General features: G+C 49.6%; 13 protein-coding genes. 3 read left to right on the top strand and 10 right to left on the bottom strand.

Annotated features, from left to right (window positions below):
* Positions 1-10: 10 nt before the first annotated feature.
* Positions 11-3,286: a SusC/RagA family TonB-linked outer membrane protein gene (locus C7T94_RS08490; RefSeq protein ID WP_107214944.1), complete on the bottom strand. Its 3,276-nt coding sequence runs from the start codon at positions 3,284-3,286 to the stop codon at positions 11-13.
* A gap of 367 nt (positions 3,287-3,653) precedes the next feature.
* On the opposite strand from C7T94_RS08490, the gene C7T94_RS08485 reads away from it, so the two are divergent.
* Both C7T94_RS08485 and C7T94_RS08480 read left to right on the top strand, forming a co-directional pair.
* Positions 3,654-6,968 (top strand): ligand-binding sensor domain-containing protein, encoded by a 3,315-nt coding sequence (locus C7T94_RS08485; protein ID WP_239494961.1) that lies wholly within the window; start codon positions 3,654-3,656, stop codon positions 6,966-6,968.
* Positions 6,965-7,741 (top strand): response regulator transcription factor, encoded by a 777-nt coding sequence (locus tag C7T94_RS08480; RefSeq protein ID WP_107214943.1) that lies wholly within the window; start codon positions 6,965-6,967, stop codon positions 7,739-7,741. Before C7T94_RS08485 ends, C7T94_RS08480 begins: the two co-directional genes overlap by 4 nt.
* A gap of 45 nt (positions 7,742-7,786) precedes the next feature.
* Here the strand turns inward: C7T94_RS08480 and C7T94_RS08475 are convergent, their stop codons facing one another.
* Positions 7,787-8,899 carry a glycoside hydrolase family 88/105 protein gene (locus tag C7T94_RS08475; protein WP_107216015.1) on the bottom strand — a complete coding sequence of 371 codons (1,113 nt, stop codon included), beginning with the start codon at positions 8,897-8,899 and terminating at the stop codon, positions 7,787-7,789.
* Positions 8,900-9,285: 386 nt separating this feature from the next.
* Positions 9,286-10,020, bottom strand: coding sequence for a glucosamine-6-phosphate deaminase (locus C7T94_RS08470; protein WP_107214942.1), 735 nt, complete (start codon positions 10,018-10,020; stop codon positions 9,286-9,288).
* A 129-nt stretch (positions 10,021-10,149) separates the two neighbouring features.
* On the opposite strand from C7T94_RS08470, the gene C7T94_RS19330 reads away from it, so the two are divergent.
* Entirely contained in the window at positions 10,150-11,280 is a 1,131-nt protein-coding gene (locus C7T94_RS19330) for an acyltransferase family protein (protein WP_162618612.1), read from the top strand.
* A gap of 103 nt (positions 11,281-11,383) precedes the next feature.
* On the opposite strand, the gene C7T94_RS08460 is transcribed toward C7T94_RS19330, so the two are convergent.
* The 7 genes from C7T94_RS08460 to C7T94_RS08430 form a co-directional block, all read right to left on the bottom strand.
* On the bottom strand, positions 11,384-12,037 hold the full coding sequence (locus C7T94_RS08460; protein ID WP_107214941.1) for a carbohydrate-binding family 9-like protein: 654 nt from the start codon (positions 12,035-12,037) through the stop codon (positions 11,384-11,386).
* A gap of 27 nt (positions 12,038-12,064) precedes the next feature.
* A complete protein-coding gene (nagA, locus tag C7T94_RS08455) occupies positions 12,065-13,270 on the bottom strand; it encodes an N-acetylglucosamine-6-phosphate deacetylase (RefSeq protein WP_107214940.1) in 1,206 nt (401 codons plus the stop codon).
* Between the two features lie 5 nt (positions 13,271-13,275).
* Positions 13,276-14,610 carry a sugar MFS transporter gene (locus C7T94_RS08450; RefSeq protein ID WP_107214939.1) on the bottom strand — a complete coding sequence of 445 codons (1,335 nt, stop codon included), beginning with the start codon at positions 14,608-14,610 and terminating at the stop codon, positions 13,276-13,278.
* A 9-nt stretch (positions 14,611-14,619) separates the two neighbouring features.
* A complete protein-coding gene (locus tag C7T94_RS08445) occupies positions 14,620-16,179 on the bottom strand; it encodes a beta-N-acetylhexosaminidase (RefSeq protein WP_107216013.1) in 1,560 nt (519 codons plus the stop codon).
* 51 nt (positions 16,180-16,230) lie between these two features.
* The gene (locus C7T94_RS08440) at positions 16,231-17,274 is read right to left on the bottom strand and encodes a glycoside hydrolase family 5 protein (protein ID WP_204353247.1); all 1,044 of its coding nucleotides are present in this window, start codon (positions 17,272-17,274) and stop codon (positions 16,231-16,233) included.
* Positions 17,275-17,284: 10 nt separating this feature from the next.
* Positions 17,285-18,277: a glycosyl hydrolase family 18 protein gene (locus C7T94_RS08435; protein WP_107214937.1), complete on the bottom strand. Its 993-nt coding sequence runs from the start codon at positions 18,275-18,277 to the stop codon at positions 17,285-17,287.
* 63 nt (positions 18,278-18,340) lie between these two features.
* Positions 18,341-19,714 carry a glycoside hydrolase family 18 protein gene (locus C7T94_RS08430; RefSeq protein ID WP_107214936.1) on the bottom strand — a complete coding sequence of 458 codons (1,374 nt, stop codon included), beginning with the start codon at positions 19,712-19,714 and terminating at the stop codon, positions 18,341-18,343.
* Positions 19,715-19,772: the final 58 nt, after the last annotated feature.

Genomic DNA, 19,772 nt, shown 5'->3' with positions numbered 1-19,772 from the left:
TTGTTTTGTCTTAGAAGATTACGTTTAATCCGAAGGTGAATATGCGCGGGGCTATGGTACCGGTTTCGATATCCCAGTAGTCCCAGTCTTTGTCCTTTTTCCAGACGGCTACATTACGAACGGCGCCATAGACCTTGAATTTTTCAACGCCAACCTGTTTGAGCAGCCGGGCATTCAGATCATAACCTACGGTGATATTCTCCAGGCGGATAAATGACCTGTCATACAGTCTGCTCGGCGCATTGACACCGGCGGGGCCTTTTGAGTCCAGGCGTGCAAATTCGTTCGACGGATTTTCCAGGCTCCAGTATTCGCGCTGGTAAGCGTTCCACAGGTAGGTAAATTCCGAGCCGCCGTTTGTCTGGTTCAGGTACGCGCCGTTAAGGCTTTTGTGGCCCCAGTATGAATAGAGGTTGAAAGAAAAACTGAGGTTTTTATAGCTGAAGTCATTCCTGAGCGACATCATGATCGGTGCATTGGTTCTCCCGAGAAACTCCCTGTCGTTGTTGTTGTAAACCGGGGTTATGCTGCCGTCTGCGTTTACACGGTCGTCGGCAGTATAGGTATTGGCAACTTTGGGATCGCCCGGGCGCTGACCAAAGCGCTGGGCCTCTTGCGCCTCATTTGCCTGCCAGATTCCTGTTACGCGGTAGTCCCAGATCGCATCGATCGGCTGGCCTATAAACCAGCGGTTGGAAATGTCGTCCCGCTCTTTTACGCCGATAACATTGCCGTTTGCATCCAGAACATTGTCGTAGATGTAATACAGATTTTTGATCGTGTTTTTGTATTTCGAAAATCCGAATGTAGAATTCCAGGAAAAGTTTTTGCTGCGCATGTTTTGCGAGTTCAGGGCAATTTCAAACCCCCTGTTTTCCACTTTACCCAAATTGGTAGTGATGTTCCCAACCCCCGCAAAATCAGGCAGGGAGCGGTTCATGATCATATCCACGGTCGGCGTGATGTAGTAATCAAAACTTCCCGTGATCCGGTTGTCAAAAAAGCCAAAGTCAAGACCGGCATTAAAGGCTTCGGTTTTTTCCCAGCTGAGCTGCGGATTGGCAAGGCGATCCATCATCAGGTAACGGTACTGGATCAGGTTGCCGCTGGCGTCGATGTAACCCATGGTAGCACCGGCTCCTGCCCCAAGATTGGCGAGTGCCAGGTACGGGTTGGCCAAAGACCGGTTTCCATTTTGCCCCCATGACAGGCGAAGCTTACCGCTGTTCATCGGTTTCCACCTGAAGAACTTCTCGTTGGTAAAGGTCCAGGCGAAAGCAGTCGAGAAAAACGTGGCCCGCGGATTGGACGACCCAAAAGCCGAGTAACCGTCGCGGCGTACCGATGTGGTGAGCATATACCGGTCGTTGAATGAATAGAACAGGCGGGCAAGCATGCCGTCTGCCGTTTCTTTTACGTCGTCGGTATCGTAGCTGCTCCGGTTCTTGTCACCGTAGTACGTTTCATGATAACCGAGCACATCGCTTGGCAAAATGTTTCTGGCCTCGATCCTGTCGGTCCACCGCTGTCTTTGTTCAGCTTCCTGTACCAGGGTGATGTTAACGCGGTGTTTCTGGGCGAATGTATGGTCCCAGTTCAGCGTATTGTTCAGCGACCAGTCAAAACGCTGGGTGGATTCTCGGTTGACAAGGCCGTTGGTTGCCTTCCAGTTGGGATGGCTCGCTGATTCCCAGTACCGGTCATGGAAAAATTGATAACGCGGTGCGCCGTTGAATGAATAGGTAATGTTAAAAGGAAGTTTGACTTTTGCCGTCAGAATGGTGTTTAATACCGTATAACCTTTATCAAGGTCGCGGTACTGCCGGTCAAAATCATAATTAAAGCCCCGGTTGGGTACAAATGTATCGCCCATCGGGTTTACCTGGAGATTGCCGTTTTCATCCTGGTAGCTGGCAAAGGGAGAGTTCGAGCGGATTTGCCGGTCCCAGTCTACGGCCAGGTCACCATCTGTACGCTGCTGAAAGTTAACATTGGCACCGATGTCGAGCCAGTTGGTTACTTTGCCTTCAACTTTTAAATTAGACCGGATGGAGGTGTAGTTATTTCCTACCGCTACCCCCTGGTTCGAAAGGTACCCGAGCGACATGTAATAGGTCATCCGGTCGCCTGCCCCCGACACGCTCATGTTGTGGTCATTGTTGAGACCGGTGCGGAAACTGTGGTCATACCAGTCAAAACTTTGCCCGTTGGCAAAATTTTTAAGCGTTACACCGTCCAGCAACAGGCGTTTTGCCCATATTTCCTGATCAGACAGGCCGGGTGTATTTGTTGTATACGCGCGCCATTGGTCTAACGAAACCCCGTAACGGGCCAGGTTGGCGGCGATAGGCGATTCGTAGTAGGCGCGGTTGGGCTGCGAGGTATTTTGATAAGCCTCGTAATTGCCGGTGGCGGAATTTAGTCCGTACGTGCCTGAAGTAAACCAGTCCTGGCGATATCGCAGGTAGCCCTCAGGCCCGAAAACGGGGCGGTTTGCGCCCATGGTCGTCATGCCCAGGTTTGAGGTGATGCTGATACGCGGTTTGCCTTTCTGCCCCCTTTTGGTGGTGATGATCAGCACGCCGTTCGCCGATTTTGCCCCAAACACGGCGGCAGCCGATGCGTCTTTCAGTACATCAATCTGGTCAATGTCATCAGGATTGATCTCTGACAACTCACCGTAAAAAATGGTCCCGTCCAGTACAATCAAAGGGTCGTTGTGACCACCATCGGTGTAAACCGAGCGCTGACCGCGGATGCGGATGGTCCCGCCTCCTTTCGCCGAGGCATCGAGTCCGACGGTTACACCCGGTGTGCCGCGCAAGATATCCTGCGTGGTATTCGGGTTCTCGGCTGCAATCTTATCCGGCCGGATTTGTGAAATCGATCCGGTCAGGTCCTTTTTCTTCATGGCGCCGTAACCGATAACGACGATATCCTCTAACGTTTCGGTGGTGCCGGCCAGTTTAATATTGATCTCATTCCGGTTACCCACCGCAATGGTTTGAGACTCATAACCGGCATAAGACACGGTCAGAACTGCTGCAGAACCAACCTGCAGGCTGAAAGCACCGTTGTCGTCGGTGCTGGTGCCAGTGGTCGTATTCTGGATGCGGACGGTAACTCCAGGCAGGGCCTCGCCCGTTCGCGCATCGGTCACAAGCCCCTTAAGGGGTCTCGTTTGCGCCAGAACAGCCACTGGCAGCATGAACACGCACAACAGAAGGGCAAGGCCCAACCGTTTTGTCGTTATGCCATTCAGTAAAAAAGCGTAATTATTGGTCATAATATTTGGTTTTCGTTGTTTAATCAGGCGACTTTCAAAATCCTTGTTGCAAGAGCACAGCCATATGGCCCCGGATATTGAGCTTCAGAATTGGAAAGCTAGTAAGGGATCTGCCAGACGTAGCTATGGCACGACCCGGCAAAAGGACAATTAAGATTATTGGCATGTATTGGCTTCATAGCAGTTCGTCTCACGTTTTCCAGCCCGGGGTAACCGGCAAGGGGGCCCGCGTGTAAATTTGGTTTATAGTTTGGTTTCAAGTCGGCCGGGGTTCTTCTGGTACGAACACCAGCCTGTTCTCAAAATAAATCAAAGACAAGCTTTTATTCTGTTCATCTTTTTGTCGATTTATCTCATTTAGGGTAAGTTGTTTTACTCAAATGAAGCGCTGGATCGCTTTTTAGACCGGGCGGCTGTCGCCGAAAGCGCTGCAGACCCGGGGCTTGCCTATTACAATAAGCGCGATTCGTATATCTTTGATATGTTTTGTACCATGAGGGGTTTGCTTTTATGTTTGCTCGTATACCTGGTTATGCCCTTTGCTGGGGCGAAGTGCTTCGCGCAGTCTTATTATTTCAAACGTTACGGAGCTGATGACGGCCTGGCGCATAATTCGGTCACCTCGATCCTTCAGGACAAAAAAGGGTTCATGTGGATCGGCACCCGCGGCGGGCTGAATCGTTTTGACGGTTATTCTTTTAAAACCTACCGCGACCACGAAAATCCCTACGGCCATGTGGGCAATACGGCAGTATCTGCACTCGCTGAAGACAGGAAGGGCATCCTGTGGATTGGAACCGGCAGGGGAATTTTTAGTTACGACCCCGACCGCGAAGTCTTTACCCGACTGCCCGAAGCCGGCCTGAGTAACGTGAACAACCTGCTGGTCGACCAGCAGAATAACTTGTGGTTTGCAACTGGCGGCTACCTCTTCAAATATGATCAGCGCAGCAGGAAAGTAACAGACCTGCACACCCGGGCCCAATGTATGGCCATAGACCAGCGCAACAACCTCTGGGTAGGCGACAATACCGGCATGCTCACGTATTTTGATTTTAAGAACCGGTCCCGGAAATCTTATACCATCGTTGGCAGCGAATTCGCCCCCAACCTGCGTTCCATTAGCAGTATATCTTTGCGCGAAGACGGAACGGTACTGATTGGCTGTTACAAACAGGGGCTTAAAAGTCTGAACCTGCGTACGGGACAGATTAAGACCCTACCCCTATACAGCGACGGCCGGGCGCTCATTTATGTGCGAGACATCAACCGGATCAGCGCCAATGAGTATTGGATTGCAAGCGAATCGGGCATTTACGTCTACAATCCGGTCAGCAGGGCATCGACCAACCTCCGGACACGCGCAGACGACCCCTATTCAATTGCAGACAACGCGGTGTATAAGGTGGTGCAAGATGACCGCGGCGGCATCTGGGTGGCTACTTTTTTCGGCGGTCTGAACTATTACTCGCGCGAAAACGCCAGGTTCCGGAAATATTACCCGCTTCTCGGAAAAAATACCATCTCGGGCCATGCCGTACGTGAAATCTGCCCGGACAATGACGGCCATTTGTGGATCGGGACAGAAGATGCCGGCCTTAACAAATTTAATCTGCAGACCAAAAGGTTTACAGCGTATGTTCCCGGCCCAAAGAACGGCATATCATACCCAAACATTCATGGCCTGCTTGCAGTCGGAAACGAACTTTTTATCGGGCCGTTTTTTCACGGCCTGGAAATTATGGACACACGTACAGGCCGCATACGTGACCGGTTCAGGTTCGTTGGACCGCCGGAAGACAACAAAAGTTATTTTGTATTGTCCATCTACATGACCCACGATAGCCTGGTACTGCTGGGCACCGGACTTGATGGCTCCGGGTTGTTCACCTACCACCCGCGTCACAAGACATTTAAACGGGTTGCGGGCGTTCCGGTCAATACACACATTCTGGCCATCAGGGAAGACCATGCTGGTTACGTATGGGCGGGAAGTCTGGGCCAGGGTGCCTTCTTTTATCATCCGAAGACCGGAAAATCCGGCAATATCCGTTTCGCCGCACAGCATAAAGCGGCTCCGCTGAATGAATTTTCAGTATGCGGTATCCTGGAAGACAGCCAGAAATCGCTGTGGTTTGCTACAGAGGGCGGCGGGTTGATCAGGCTGAGCCCTGACCGCAAAACCATTAAAAAATTCACCGTAAAAGATGGTTTGCCTACCAATATCCTGTACCGTATACTCGAAGATGATTCAGGACACCTGTGGATCAGTTCGCTGAAGGGACTGGTCTGTTTCGACTTGCGCACCGAAAAGATACGCACGTACAACCGGTCAAACGGCTTGATAACAGATCAGTTCAATTTTGGCTCCGCTTACAGGGCAACAGATGGCATGATGTATTTTGGCTGCGTTAAAGGCATGGTTGCATTTCAGCCGGGCGAACTGCTGAGCGTTGAGACAGGACCGCCCCTTTACGTGACCGGTTTTCAACTGGATAACCACGAACTTGTTCCGCAGCAGCAAAAAGGACCGCTTTACCGGTCAATCATCAACACAGATACCATTGTGCTGCAATACAACGAAAACAACTTCAGCGTTGAATTTTCTGCACTCGATTACCATGCCGCAGAAGCAACCCGGTATGAATATATTATGCAGGGGCTGGATAAGAACCGAACCTACCTGACGCGGAACAGGAAAGCCTTTTTCACAGACCTGTCGCCCGGAAACTACACTTTCTCGGTACGTGCAAGGAGCAACGCCGGTTACTGGACCAGTGCCGAACGCCGCTTATTTATCCAGGTTTTACCGCCTTTCTGGAAAACCAACACGGCGTACCTGCTGTACCTTGCCGCCGGTCTGCTGGCTGTCTACTTTTTAACCAGATATTACCACCGTTACCAGGAACGCAAGCACCTGGGCAAACTCAGGCTTTTTGAAATAGAAAAGGAGAAAGAAATTTACCAGGCAAAGATTGAATTCTTTACAAACATTGCGCATGAAATCCAGACACCCATGACCCTGATCCTGGCACCGGTAGAGCTCATGGCCGAAGAGGCGCATGAAGAAGAAACGAAAAAGCGCCTGCAGATGGTTGAACGCAATGCCAGACGGCTGTCAGACCTGACCACACAGCTGCTCGATTTTCGCCAGACCGAAATAGACCAGTTCGGGCTGAACTTCGTAGAAACGAACATCAACGAGCTTTTACAGGAACAAGCCCTCTCTTTCGATGAGGAGGCACGAAAAAACGGAATTACGTTGACTCTGCGGGTCCCCGAGCCACCTGTCATTGCATTTGCAGACCGGGAAGCGCTGGTGAAGATCTGCCTGAACCTGATTTCAAACGCTATAAAATATGCGGCCAAAGCGGTGTCAATTGAACTTTTAAGCTCGGTCGAGCCCGAAGGAACGTTTAGCATTTGTTTTCTCAACGATGGCAAAGGGATACCGCCGGAATACGCCGAAAGGGTATTTGAACCTTTCTTCAGGCTGCGAACGAAAGAAAAACCCGGTACCGGGATTGGCTTATCACTGGCAAAATCGCTGGCCGAACTGCACAATGGCACGCTGATCCTTACCTCTGGTGAAACCGACAAGGTAACATTTAAACTGACCCTGCCGGTTCGGCAGCGATTTGAATTCAAACTGAGCAGCTGGAAAAAACGCCCTGACAAATGAACTATCAGATTTTAATTGTAGACGACAACGAAGACATTCTTGAGCTGCTTTGCGGCGTATTTAAGGGAAACTATACACTGAAACTGGCCGGCAATGGCGAGCAGGCGCTGGATATTCTGAAAAATGAATACATAGACCTGATCATTTCAGACATTATGATGCCCGGAATGGACGGGTTCGAGCTTTGCCACATGGTCAAATCGAGCATTGAATACTGCCACATTCCGGTGGTGCTGCTAACGGTCAAAAACACCCATCAATCACAGATACAGGGACTCGAACTTGGCGCCGACCTCTACATTCACAAACCGTTCTCCGCCCGGTTGCTGCAGGTGCAGGTAGCCAACCTGCTCGAAAACCGGTCAAAGATCAAAGCCCACTTTGCAAGCTCCCCGTTTGAAGATGTGCGCGTTATGGCCCATTCAAAAACAGACGAGACCTTTCTGAAAAAGCTTGATGACTACATCAGGAGCAACATCAAAGATACACAGATGAACATCGATCAGCTGGCCCACCACATGCACATGAGCAGGCCGACCTTGTACCGGAAGATCAAATCGCTGTCTACCCTTTCGCCCAAAGAACTGATTGATGTTACCCGGCTAAAAACATCGACCAAACTGATCGCCAGGAACGAATTCACCATGTTTGAAATTGCAAAAATGGTCGGTTACAGTTCACAAAGCCTTTTCAACAAAAACTTTCTCCGCTATTTTAACATGACGCCGAACGAGTACGCGGGCTCCCTGCAAAAAGAGGTAAAAAACGAATGACCGGCTTTCGGGGCCGGCCATGTCGTTCAGAGGTGATAGTTCAAATCATTTAGCCACCTTTTCGAGCAGCGCAGCGGTGCACCAAAGATAGGGTGCCTGCCCGTGGTAATCGCCGGTGCGGCGCGGACGGTCAAAGTAATATTGTTTGTCGTTCTTTTTATTGGTACCCACGCACACTTCAGACACTGCACCGTTTTTGTCGATGTAAGGAACCAGGGCCATCCAGGCATTGCGTGCCACCGGTGCATATTCTTTGGTGTTGAGCCAGCCATGTTTGACCCCGGTAATCATGGCGAAGGTAAACATCGCAGATCCCGAGGTTTCCGCCCACCAGGTCGGTTCGTCAATTAACTGGTTCCACATGCCGCCCGGCGTCTGGTAGGCCTTCAGGCTTTTCATCATGGTGCGGTAGCCTTTAAGAATCCGCGGGCGGTCTTTGTGGTTGCGCGGCAAAGACCGCAGCAGTTCGGCCATTCCCGCCGCCATCCAGCCATTGCCCCTTCCCCAGTAAAAAGGAACATCGGGGGCATGGTAAAACAGTCCGTTTTCGCGCTGCAGCTCGTTCAGATACATGACCATCTCTTTCGCGGCACGGTCCAGGTACTTCTGCTCGCCCGTAACCCGGAAAGCCTGCGTCTGCACAATGGTAATCATGTACATGTCATCGATCCACAACCGGGTTTGCCAGGAGTATCCTTTCCTGGCCCACTCCTTTTCTTCAGGTTTTGCATTTTCGGGAACCTGCCATTGGGTATCGGCATACGGAAGGCCAAGTTCCAGGTAACGCACATTTTTTGTTTGCAGGTACAACTCGAGCGGCAAACTGCCGAACATGTTTAAATCCACATGGTTCTTGATAGGCAGCAGGTGTTTTTCTGTGGTAAAGAGTGGTTCGAAACGTGCTTCAAGTTTTCTGACCAGGGCGGTGTCGCCGGTTAAGGCTGCAAAACGGAGGGCACCATTCCAGTTAAAGGTTTCCGGATAACTGATCCATTTGCCCGCATGAAGCGCATGTTTACCACCCAGGAAGCGGTTGGCCAGGCGTTTTCCCACCTCCTCCGGCGTATAGCCCTCAGGAAAATTTGTCAGCATACTGGTTTGTGTATAGGCCGCCTGAAACGGCAAAAGCAGCAGGAACAGAAGCAGTTTTCTCAGCATAAGGTTAAGCATTTTTGGCAGCGGTTGCCGCCGGTGTAAAAGGCGGAGCAACCTGTCTGCAATCTGATAATGGATATTTGGTTTTTCGGTTCAAAATAAACCAATGTATCAGAGAAAATCAGTTCAATTCTTTGTCGTTTTGTATCAGTTTCAGGCTGGTTTTTTAGCTTTACGAGTTACAAGCATTGCACACGAAAGCGGTGCGCAACCCCATGCGTTCATACATGCGTATCCCGGATGATGTAACGCCGCAGAAGGCCGATGCCAGCCGCTTTGTCTTTTCAGCGACGTGAAGGTTGAGAAATCAGCATGTGTAAATTAATCCTGGTCTATGTCCCTTTAAAACATGATGATTTGCGGGTTTTAAAACCGCTCAACGAACGGGTTTATGTTAACAGGCTGGCACTGTCACGATCTAAAAACAAATCTACGTTTGAATGGCGCTGCAGGATGCTGGCCGGATATTTTGTGTCGATCTGTTCCTCCAGGGCATTTTTAACCGCTCGCGCCTTGGCCTTGCCCGGAACTACGCAACTGATAAAATCTGCTTTCAGCAGGCTCGGGATCGTCAGTGTCAGCGCCAGCTTGGGCACCTGCCCAATATGTTCAAAGCAGCCGTCGTTCACCTGCTGATTCCTGCAATCTTCATCCAGCTGTACAATCTTTACAGCCTGGCGGTCATTGAAATCTGCTACCGGCGGATCATTAAACGCGAGATGCCCGTTCTCTCCTATGCCCATACATACAATATCTGCTGGGTGCTCGGCTAAAAGCTGGGCATATCTCAAACATTCTGCATCCGGGTCTGAAGCATTCCCGTTCAGATAGTACACCGATCTGAATTCGAATTTTTCGAACAACCGTTCCCGTAAAAAATTACCAAAACCCTGCGGCGCGTCTGCAGGCAAACCGATGTACTCATCCATATGGAAAGCATTGATGTGATCCCAGTTCAGGTTATAAGTATGCAAATGCGCTAAAAATTCATTCTGCGAAGGCGCAGCAGCAAAAATCACGTTAACCTGGTTTTTGATGCTGGACAGGCGCCTCACCTCTTGTGCAAATTGCTCAGCTGCGGCCGCCCCCAGCGCTTTACGGGATTCATAAATTTTTATGTTCATGGTGTCTGCAATATTAGATTTAAACCCGTTCTGTGGTTTGTTTGCTAATGTAAGAATTATTCGTGTACGTACACGAAATTTGTTATTTTTATCAAAACTTAGACCCAAAAACCAAACAAACCGTTGATGATGGAAAATTCAAAACATGTTAGTCAACGCAACCTTCCCCTGGATGTCCTTCGGGGAATGACCGTTGCGTTAATGATCGTCGTAAACAACCCCGGCAGTTGGAGCGACATTTATGCACCGTTCAGGCATGCCGAATGGCATGGATTTACGTTAACCGACCTGGTCTTTCCTACGTTTCTTTTTGCAGTAGGCAACTCCATGAGTTTTACACGGAAAACGTTCCGGGCGGCACGCACAGCGGTGTTCTACAAGAAAGTATTGAAAAGAAGCGCGATTATTTTTCTGATCGGCTTTTTGCTGCTTTACTTTCCTTCTTTCAAAATTGAGGATGGCAAGCTTGTTTTTATCAATATACTTGATGTGCGGCTTTGGGGCGTATTGCAAAGAATTGCGGTGTGTTATCTGCTGGCCAGCATCGCTATCTATTACCTGAATAAAAGGTGGCTGGTCATTTTAAGTCTGCTTACGCTGGTCGGTTATTGGGCTGTGCTTTACCTGGCCAACCCGAACGACCCCTACAGCCTTCCAGGCAATCTGGTCAGAACCATCGATATCAAAATATTTAATCCGAAGAACCTCTACCAGGGTTTTGGAATGCCGTTCGAACCTGAAGGGTTATTGAGCACCTTGCCGGCAACGGTAAATGTGCTCGCCGGTTATCTGACCGGATTATTTATGCAAACCTCAGGTTCTAAAAAAATCCAGGCGATAAAGATGACCATTATCGGGGTAATCCTCAGCCTGACGGCCATCTTGTGGAATACTGTCTTTCCGATCAACAAGCCCATCTGGACCAGCTCTTATGTTCTGCTGACAGTCGGCTTGGACCTGCTGATCCTGGTCGTACTCGTTGTACTGATTGAATTGGCAAACCTGCGCAAATGGACTTATTTCTTTGCTGTATTTGGAAAAAATCCGCTGTTCATTTATATCGTCTCGTGGATTGTGCTTAAAGTACTTTACCTGATCCCATTCGGTGGGTTTTCAGTGGCGTCGTCGGTTTACCGCAGGGTGTTTTTGCCGGCGTTAGACGCAAAAAACGCTTCTCTGGCATTTGCCGTAAGCTATATGCTGCTCATGTGGGTGATTTGCTGGGCGATGGACAAAAGAAAAATCTATGTCAAGGTATAACACGTAAAATGAGGTCTTACAAAAACAGCAGCCGGCATTTTGCCGGCTGTGTATATCCAGCTTGCCTGCAAAAACTGTTTACTCGGGGATTTTACACGAAAGATCAGGCTGTTCGCGGCCCAAATTCCAGGGCTCCGAAACAATCCGTTCTATGGAAATCGGGCGCACCACCGGTAATTCTGTTCCAGGTTAAAAAATGGGGCTGAGGAAGCCCGTCGCCGCATTTATAAAAATTGCCCCTCGCTTTTAACAGGTCAAACGAACGGATGTCGTGATGGATGAATATGTCGTTGGGGATGACCAGCACAATTTCCCAGCTGAATCCTTCTTCCTGCCTGAATAGTCCCGAATGAATTCTCGATGCAAAACTCATTTTGCCGATTGCTGCTGCAGGCAGCAGTTCCCGGCCGCCGCGTTCACTGCCATAACCAATTTTCGTTGCACCCAAACAGTTGAACTCCAGGTTATAATAAGATGAATCGTCATTGAAAGCGATAAAAAATTCCACACAGCTGTCGTTGTGGATATTGCCGTTGGTTGACTCATTGGCAATCAGGTAGCGCTCCTCAACCTGGTATTTTAAAAGAATGGCTTGGGTATTATGCGCAATAAAAAAGTCGGCCCGGGTGTCGCTGGTAAATTCCGGCCAGGGATTAATTGCAATCTGCTGGCGCTCCAATTGCTGCATGGCATGCAGCAGCGTATCTGGGGTGTTAAAGTCTGAAGTACTGATATAGGGAATTTTTAGCTGATTCACGAAGTATGGAGGTATATATAAATGTAATTAAGGTATCGAAAGAACCGGCGCCTGGTTTTGATATACCACTTTGCCGTTAACGATGGTCGTATCGATCCTGATGTGATTGTCAAATATGACGATGTCGGCATCCCGGCCTTTGGTCAGGCTGCCTTTAAGGTGACCAAGCCCTAAAATTTGGGCGGGCGTTTCTGTGATCATTTTTACGGCGTCAGGCAAGGATACCTCGGCCAGTTCAATCATTTTGCGAACCAGCTGATCAGTTGTCGCCACACTGCCGGCAAAGGCACTGCGATCGGGCAGCTTGGCTACGCCATCTTCAACCACAACTTCCATCCCGCGCTGAAGACTTCCGAGGATACTTTTGCCCTCGCCCATTCCTGCCGCACGCATGGCGTCGGTAATTAAAGCAGTATGTGCTGCGCCCTTTATTTTGTAAACAAGTTTCAGCAAGGGCGTGGGCAGGTGTACACCATCGGCAATAATTTCGACGCTCATGCCATCGATCAGGTAAGCACTCTCCACAACGCCGGCGTAACGATAGGCATTTCTTCGCGACACACCAGACATACACGAATAAAAGTGCGTAGCATGCCTGAATCCCGCATCATAGGCTTTGACCACATCCTCATAAATGGCATCGGTATGCGCAATCGCAGCCAGGATATTTTTCTCTTTCAATGCGTCGGCAAATTGCAAAGCGCCCGGCAATTCCGGCGCGGCACTCCACCGTTTGATCACCTTCGTTGAAGACAGAATTTCATGGTATTCGTCGGGATCAGGATTACGAATATATTTCGGATCCTGGGCCCCTTTCTGGTTCATGGCAAAATAAGGCCCTTCAATATGCAGACCTACAAACTGTGCGCCCTCCTGGTTCAGCGGACTTGCCTTCTCATACGTTTCAATCGTTTCCAGCAGGTCCTGCTTTTCACAGCTCAGCGTTGTGGGCATCATGGCGGTGGTTCCATACTTGGCATGTTCGCGGGAAATGGCAAGAAAGGCATCGACGGTGTTATCCATAAAATCGTGTCCCCCGCCGCCATGCACATGCATGTCAATAAAGCCGGGTGCAATAAATTTCCCCTTTGCATCGATCTTGAGCGCACCCGGAACCGAGACATTGCTGGTCGTCACTTCTTCGATCTTGTCTCCGCAAATCACGACCGTGGCACCTTTAATCAGGCCAGAGGGCGTAATGGCCGTGCCGTTATATATCTTCGTGTAATTCATAAATATCAGTTGGTTCTGGATTTCCAGCTTTTGAGCCGGTGACCGTAAAAAGCATAGAAAATCAGGTAGGAGTAACAGGGCAGCAGGACCCAGTAGGCTTCGCGCAGGTTGTGGTGATCGGCCCAATAACCGTACAAAAGCGGCATGACGGCGTTCCCGCAAAGGCCCATAATGAGCAGCGAAGCCCCTGTTTTGATAAAGCGACCTAAATTATGGAGTGCCAATGGCCAGACGCCTGCCCAGATCATCGAATTCGCGAAACCCAGCGCCACAATAAACCACACGGAGATGTCGGTATCATGCCCGAAAAAGGCTATTCTTTTCTCGAAAAACAAAATGCACAGCCCGAGCAGCAGCCCCAGAACCGTACATATCTTCAATGCCATAAGCTGCGAGACCAGCTTCGGGATGAAAGAGATGCCCAACAGGTAGCCTAAAATTGTTGCCGTAAGGGTGTACGATGGAAACGACTTGGCTTCCATGAAGGCCATGCCCTGATGTGTCGCATAGTTCACGATACTGTCTACAGCAATTACCTGAGAGCCGACATGAAAAAAAATAGCGAGGGCACCAAGCACCAGGTGCGGAAAATCAAGAATGCTTTTTTTGCCGGCATGGTCTGCCGCAAGGTTCTTGTCTTCATGTTCTGTATCAATTTCAGGCAAAGGAGAAAAGCGCACCAGAAAGCCAAGTAACACCAGTACCAGGGCCACCGCCGCATAAGGAATTACGACCCGGCCAACGAGCTCGTTAAGTACAGCTTCCTTCTCCGCTCCCTTCATCAGCACGACGCTTTTAAAAAGTTCACTGTCTGTTTCCGGTTTTAAAATGACGGCAGCGAAAAGCAGGGGGGCCAGGATACCCGCCATTTTATTGCAGATTCCCATAATACTGAACCGTTGTGCCGCGCGTTCCGGAGGCCCCAGTATGGTGATATAAGGATTGGCAGCGGTTTGTAAGATGGCCAGGCCAATACCAAGGGTAAACAGGCCGGTCAGAAACAACGCGTACGTGCGGGTAAGCCCGGCAGGCACAAACAACAATGCGCCCAATGCCATTACCCAAAAGCCGCACATCATGCCTTTTTTAAAGCCGGTCTTTTTGAGCAGGTAACCTGCCGGCAGCGACATGACCAGATAAGCAATATAAAAGGCGAACGCGACCAGATAGGACTCGAAATTATTCAGTTCGCAGGCCACTTTAAAAAAGGGAATCAGTATGGCATTGATCCATGTTACAAAACCGAAAATGAAGAACAGCAGGCCGATGATTGAAATGGACACCAGCATATCTTTTTTGGTAAGCGATGATACCTGAACGGGGTGGTTGTGTGTTGACATCTGATGCGATTAAGGTGTGCGCGTCATTTTTCGCAATCGGGCAAGCAGGTCTGCATGCCGGAAATTCCGAAGCCTGGCTTCTTCTGCAATTTCTGCAGGGAACAGGAAACGGGCGTTTAGCTTGGCAAATTGCGTGTCAACTTCTGTTGTGTTCAGTGCTTCCAATTTCATAACGAGGGCTGCAGCCTGTTTTTTATCAAAGTTTTGATCGTTCAGCGCGTTTTCGACTTCCATGCAGACCAGATAGTTGTAGCGGATGTTTGCCATCAGGATGTAGTGCGCGTATTCTGCCTGGTTTTTGGTTGCGTGAAGTGTCCGGAAGGTTTTCAGCGCAGCTGCCGCACTGTCTTTCAGTTGTCCGACCGTAAGGCCGGCACGGGTAACTTTGCCCTGGGCAACCTCGTAGGGTGCCAGTTTTAATGCGTTCCAGAATTGTGTGGCTGCTGCCTCAGAAAATCCATATTTTCTGCTGGCGTAATCCGTTACAAAATCTGCCGGCACGATGGCCTCCTGGCTGGAGACCGCCCTGAAGAAAGCGTCAACCAGGAGATTAAAGCCTGACAGCGGGTAAACCCTTCTGATGGCGTGCAGGTCCAGCATGTCGCTGTGCGATTCGGCTATCGGCGAATAGATACCCGAAGTAGACCAGGAGGTCATGATCATTCCCTTATACCCCAGCGCTCTTCCCTGCGGAATAAAAACCCTGATGTTGTTCAGGTGCTTTGCCCAGTCGGTTAGAAAGTAATTGTCCGGGCTGCTCCTCAAAGCCGGCGATCCCCAGATTTCGAAACCACTTTTCATCAGCTGCCCATGGTCGCCAAAACGGTCCAGTTCCCAGCCGTAATTCCAGTCGATAAAGATGGTTTCCTTCGGCAATGACTTCAGGGCATCGGGATATTTCAGCGCAATGTCTGCCCATACCACTGGTCTTTTGCCCAGGCCTACCACCACCTCGCAAAGCATTTTGATATAGTCGCCGTATAACCTCCCCATTCCAAGCGAATCTGCCTTGCGTTTCGATTCCGGCGATTTGCCCAGCAGATACGTTTCGTCTCCGCCAATGTGAATGTATCTGGATGTATGGGTACTGATCAGATCTGCATACAGGTCAGTGAACAAGGCTTTACAAAGCGCTTCCTTGACCGGATTCACCTGTGAATAGTCTTTCTGATCCTCCCTGAGCGCCTTGTATCGATGATTTTTAAGGATGTACTCGACATGTCCAAAACTCTGCTGCAGGGGTATGACGTCAATTTTCAATGAATCGCAATAGGCGATAAATGATTTCACATCGGCCCTGCTGTAAGCATATTTGTTGGCAATGACCGCATGTTTTTCAAACGGATAGGTCCCTTCCCACTCCATGACCAGCGTGTTGATGCCATTTTGGTGGAGACGTTGTGCAAATTTTTTCAATGCAGGCATCGTCATCACCTGGATTCTCAGATCGAGGTGAAAACCCCTGACCTGAAAATCAGTTGTTGGTTTTGAGGTTTGCGCACTGGCGTTGTCGGCGGCGAGGAGCCAGCCCACTGCCAGTGCAAAGATGCACTTTGCTATGTTTATCATCTTGTTCACTCCTGCTATTTTAGGGTTGTGTGTCATGTTACCAACGGTTTATTATTTCCAGCTATCTGGCGGACTGCTCAATTGCGTCCGGATCCATTTGCCCGCGTCTTTAAGCTTATCTTCGGTCCATGGGCCGTTCGGGCAGGTGCCTGTTTTCCAGGCGGCTCCGCTGCGCGGGCTATCTGAAAAATTCCAGTTTATCCAGGAAACTTTCCTTTCTGCCAAAAACCTGAGCCATTGCTGCGACTTGACGAAATCATTTTCGCCGTCACCCCATCCGTCCTGCGTACCAAATTCGGTTACAAAAACCGGGATTCCGCCATCGAGTGCAGTTTGAACAAAACGCATGCGTGCGTCCTGGTCAGGTTTATTCTTGTCGGCGGCATAAAAGTGCATGGTATACATGACATTTTGATCGGTCAATGCATTGCCGATTACCTGATCAGGCCGAGAGGCAAACTCAGGCGTACCCACAATGATCACCGATCCGGGATCGTTCCTGCGGATGACCGGTATAAGCTGTTCCGCATAATTTTTAATCAATGCCCAGGTAACGGGGTATTTATCGCTGTTTGGCTCGTTGCAGATTTCGTAGAGCACATTACCCTTGGATGCATGTTTTTTGGAAACATGCTCAAAAAAGGTTTTGGCCATTGCGGTGTTTGCGTTTGGATCGCCCGGATGTAACATGTGCCAGTCGATGAGTGCGTAAGAACCACGCTGGTAACACTTTTCAACCAATTCATCTACGAATTGCGTAAAATATTCAGGTTTTGTTTCATAGCCCCCCTCCTGGATATACGTCGAAATACGTAAAACATCGGCGCCCCAGCTGTTGATCAGCAGATCGAGCGATTGGTCGTTATAACAATTGCCGCGGTATTGGAGCCCATGGGTACTCATGCCCCGTAGCTGAATCGGCTGGCCCTGTTGGTTCACCAGGCTGGTCCCTACTACCTTCAACCTCCCGTTGACTGTGAACGGCTTAGTTTGGTCGGCAATGGCCCTATTTTCTTGCAGGCTTACCGTTTGTTTACCCTTGCATGCCATGGTTGCCAGCAAAACCAGGCAACACAAATTACAGATCTTCTTCATCGGCATATTTTTATTTCATGGCTTGTTTGTGCGTCTGGTCAATCAGACTGAGCAGCGAGTGTTCATTTGGGCTGTCGTATAACAATTGCCAGATCATGACGCCCCCTGCATCTTTTGTAGCCAACAGTGTTTTGTCTTTGATCGTCTTTTTCCCGTTGTAATAGATCGTACCACCATTGGCCGGCAATACAATCTCGTCGTATTCCATGCGCTCCGGGTATTTGGCTTGTACATCCAGCCACGATAACTGCCTGAATGACCGGTCTTTTGTGGGCAGTTCGCCAAACCCATACCCGTAAAATGGCAGTCCGAGATTGAGTTTGTTCTTATCCATGCCACGTTCCTGTCGCCAGTAATCCAGGTGGTCCATGGCGTAAGATATTGGAGCGTGTTGTCCGGGCATTTCGGGTTTCCAGGGTCCGGTCTTATCGTAAGCCATGATATTAATAAAGTCAAACTGTGCCAAAGCCACATTGGTGATCCGCTCTCTCGTCCACCAGGCTACGGCGGCGGATAACAATTTTTTTCGCTTTTTCAGTTGTTTTTTCAATCCGACCACAAAGGCCTCATAGTTCGCATCAATGTCATCACCCTCCAGGTCGACATCAATACCGTCCAGGTCATATTTATCGACCACTGCAATAAAGTTGTTCACAAGGGTCTTTCGATGCGCATCTTCCAATAAGCGGGCGTAATAAGCGTGACTGCTTCCGCCGCCGCAAGACAAGAATACTTTGATGTTGTGTTGACGGGCGATTTGCACAACCGTATCTAGTCCGGGCACATCTTTAAATACGCCTTCAGGGCTGGGATTTATAAAAGCAATGTTGAGATGCGTGATCTTTTCCAGATCGACCTTTTTAAGGTCCTGGGCCATGTTGGCTCGCGACCAGATATACCCGATCACTTTGAACTGCGCCTGTGCGGGCGTAAAACTGGCCATCACCAGGAAAACCAGGAGAACAAGTCTGGAGATCCGGTTTTTGCTGTAGCTGTAATTCATGGTGTAAAAACTTTAGCAGTCATCTGTTCAAATGCGGCCAGCTATGCGCCGACCCTGAGTTGTCTATTTCAGCGTGTTATAAACGGCTTGTGTTAACGACCTGTTCCCCGCGGCATCAAAGTCTCCCTGCCAGATATAGGCGCCCAGGAAATCGCTCGCTTTGATGAAACCAGCCTTTTGCGTTACGAGTGGAACGCCGTTGAAGTAGATGGCCAGCGGCGCGGGTGTTAAATCCACTTTTTCCTTATCAAACGCAGTTGGGTATAAGGTCAGGATGTCCTTATAAGGGATATAGTTGAAAGAGGTGAAACTCGAGTTGTTACCATTGGCATCAACAGCGGTATACCTTAATCCCATAGCCGGGATGCCCACCACAATCTTGTTAAGGGGTAACTTGGCCTTCCAGAGATTGGCACTGGTTACCATATAATCGTAACCGGATGGGTTGCCCAATGGCCTGCCCGGACCCGTGTTTAATCCGCTTTCGAAAGCCCGTACGTGCACCCAGTTTACGTTGGCCAAACCCGCAGCGGTATAGTTGGTATGCGTATAATTTACCGGCACGGTTAAGGTAATGATTTTCGAACTGCCTAAAGCAGCGCGCAACTCGTTGATAAAGGTGATTGTCGCCGCCATGTTAGCCGTTGTGGTCGCCTCTACGATATTGCCAACATCTGCCATCATGATATCGACACCGTCCATGTTGCGCAGGGCCAGGTAATCTTTAACGGCCTGCACCAGTGCAGCGCGTTGCGTAACATTTTTCAGGGCTGAACCGAACAGGTTGCTGTCATAAACGTTCCAGCCATTTGCCGACAGCGTTGCGCTGACACCCAGTAAAACCGGTACACCGGCAAGGTGGGCTTTGGTTACAATTTCCTGGGTCTTTCTGCCTGTTTCCCCCTTAGAAACGTCCAGTATGCCAGCGGCATTTACCAGTCCGGCCTTAAAGGTAACGTGGGTTACGTTGTTCCAGTTCATATTGGTAATATCACCATTCTCTCCCAGATAAGACATGACGACCTTGGTATAACTTTTCGGGGTAAATGGCGTCCCGGCAGCGGCCAGCACAAATACATCTTTAAACCTGCTTACCGTTGTTCCGTTATAACTTGCCTCGACCTTGATTCGGTAATCGCCGGCCATTGTTGCTGTGAAGCTAAATTTTTCGCCGGTGGCCACTTGTTTATCGTTCACCTTCCAGACTACCTCTACCCTGCCAGACGGGGTAAACTGCAGCGTATTAAATGCAATGGTTTCGCCCGGTTCCAGTACCTGGGTTGCGTTTGGCGTTGGGAATACAGACGCAACATCGCCGCCGAGAATCCTCGGGATGTAGTCGTTCTCTTTCTCCTGCCTGGCGGCATCATCTTTCTTACAACCAGCAACGAGGGCTGCAGAAAATAATATACATATGAACAATCTGATCTTTTTCATCCGTTTAAATATTTGTTTTGAGCGGTGGTGCGCCAATCCCGATTTAGTTCCGGGGCGG

This window comes from Pedobacter yulinensis, assembly GCF_003029735.1.
Taxonomy (GTDB): Bacteria; Bacteroidota; Bacteroidia; order Sphingobacteriales; family Sphingobacteriaceae; genus Pedobacter; species Pedobacter yulinensis.
This window is presented reverse-complemented; position numbering and strand designations above follow the sequence as displayed.

Excerpts from the sequence above, each read along its gene's own strand:
- C7T94_RS08480 (WP_107214943.1), top strand. The coding sequence starts at position 6,965 with ATGAACTATCAGATTTTAATTGTAGACGACAACGAAGACATTCTTGAG.
- nagA (WP_107214940.1), bottom strand. The coding sequence starts at position 13,270 with ATGAATTACACGAAGATATATAACGGCACGGCCATTACGCCCTCTGGC.
- C7T94_RS08435 (WP_107214937.1), bottom strand. The coding sequence starts at position 18,277 with ATGAATTACAGCTACAGCAAAAACCGGATCTCCAGACTTGTTCTCCTG.
- C7T94_RS08445 (WP_107216013.1), bottom strand. The coding sequence starts at position 16,179 with ATGATAAACATAGCAAAGTGCATCTTTGCACTGGCAGTGGGCTGGCTC.
- C7T94_RS08430 (WP_107214936.1), bottom strand. The coding sequence starts at position 19,714 with ATGAAAAAGATCAGATTGTTCATATGTATATTATTTTCTGCAGCCCTC.
- C7T94_RS08470 (WP_107214942.1), bottom strand. The coding sequence starts at position 10,020 with ATGAACATAAAAATTTATGAATCCCGTAAAGCGCTGGGGGCGGCCGCA.
- C7T94_RS08475 (WP_107216015.1), bottom strand. The coding sequence starts at position 8,899 with ATGCTGAGAAAACTGCTTCTGTTCCTGCTGCTTTTGCCGTTTCAGGCG.
- C7T94_RS08490 (WP_107214944.1), bottom strand. The coding sequence starts at position 3,286 with ATGACCAATAATTACGCTTTTTTACTGAATGGCATAACGACAAAACGG.
- C7T94_RS19330 (WP_162618612.1), top strand. The coding sequence starts at position 10,150 with ATGGAAAATTCAAAACATGTTAGTCAACGCAACCTTCCCCTGGATGTC.
- C7T94_RS08450 (WP_107214939.1), bottom strand. The coding sequence starts at position 14,610 with ATGTCAACACACAACCACCCCGTTCAGGTATCATCGCTTACCAAAAAA.
- C7T94_RS08440 (WP_204353247.1), bottom strand. The coding sequence starts at position 17,274 with ATGAAGAAGATCTGTAATTTGTGTTGCCTGGTTTTGCTGGCAACCATG.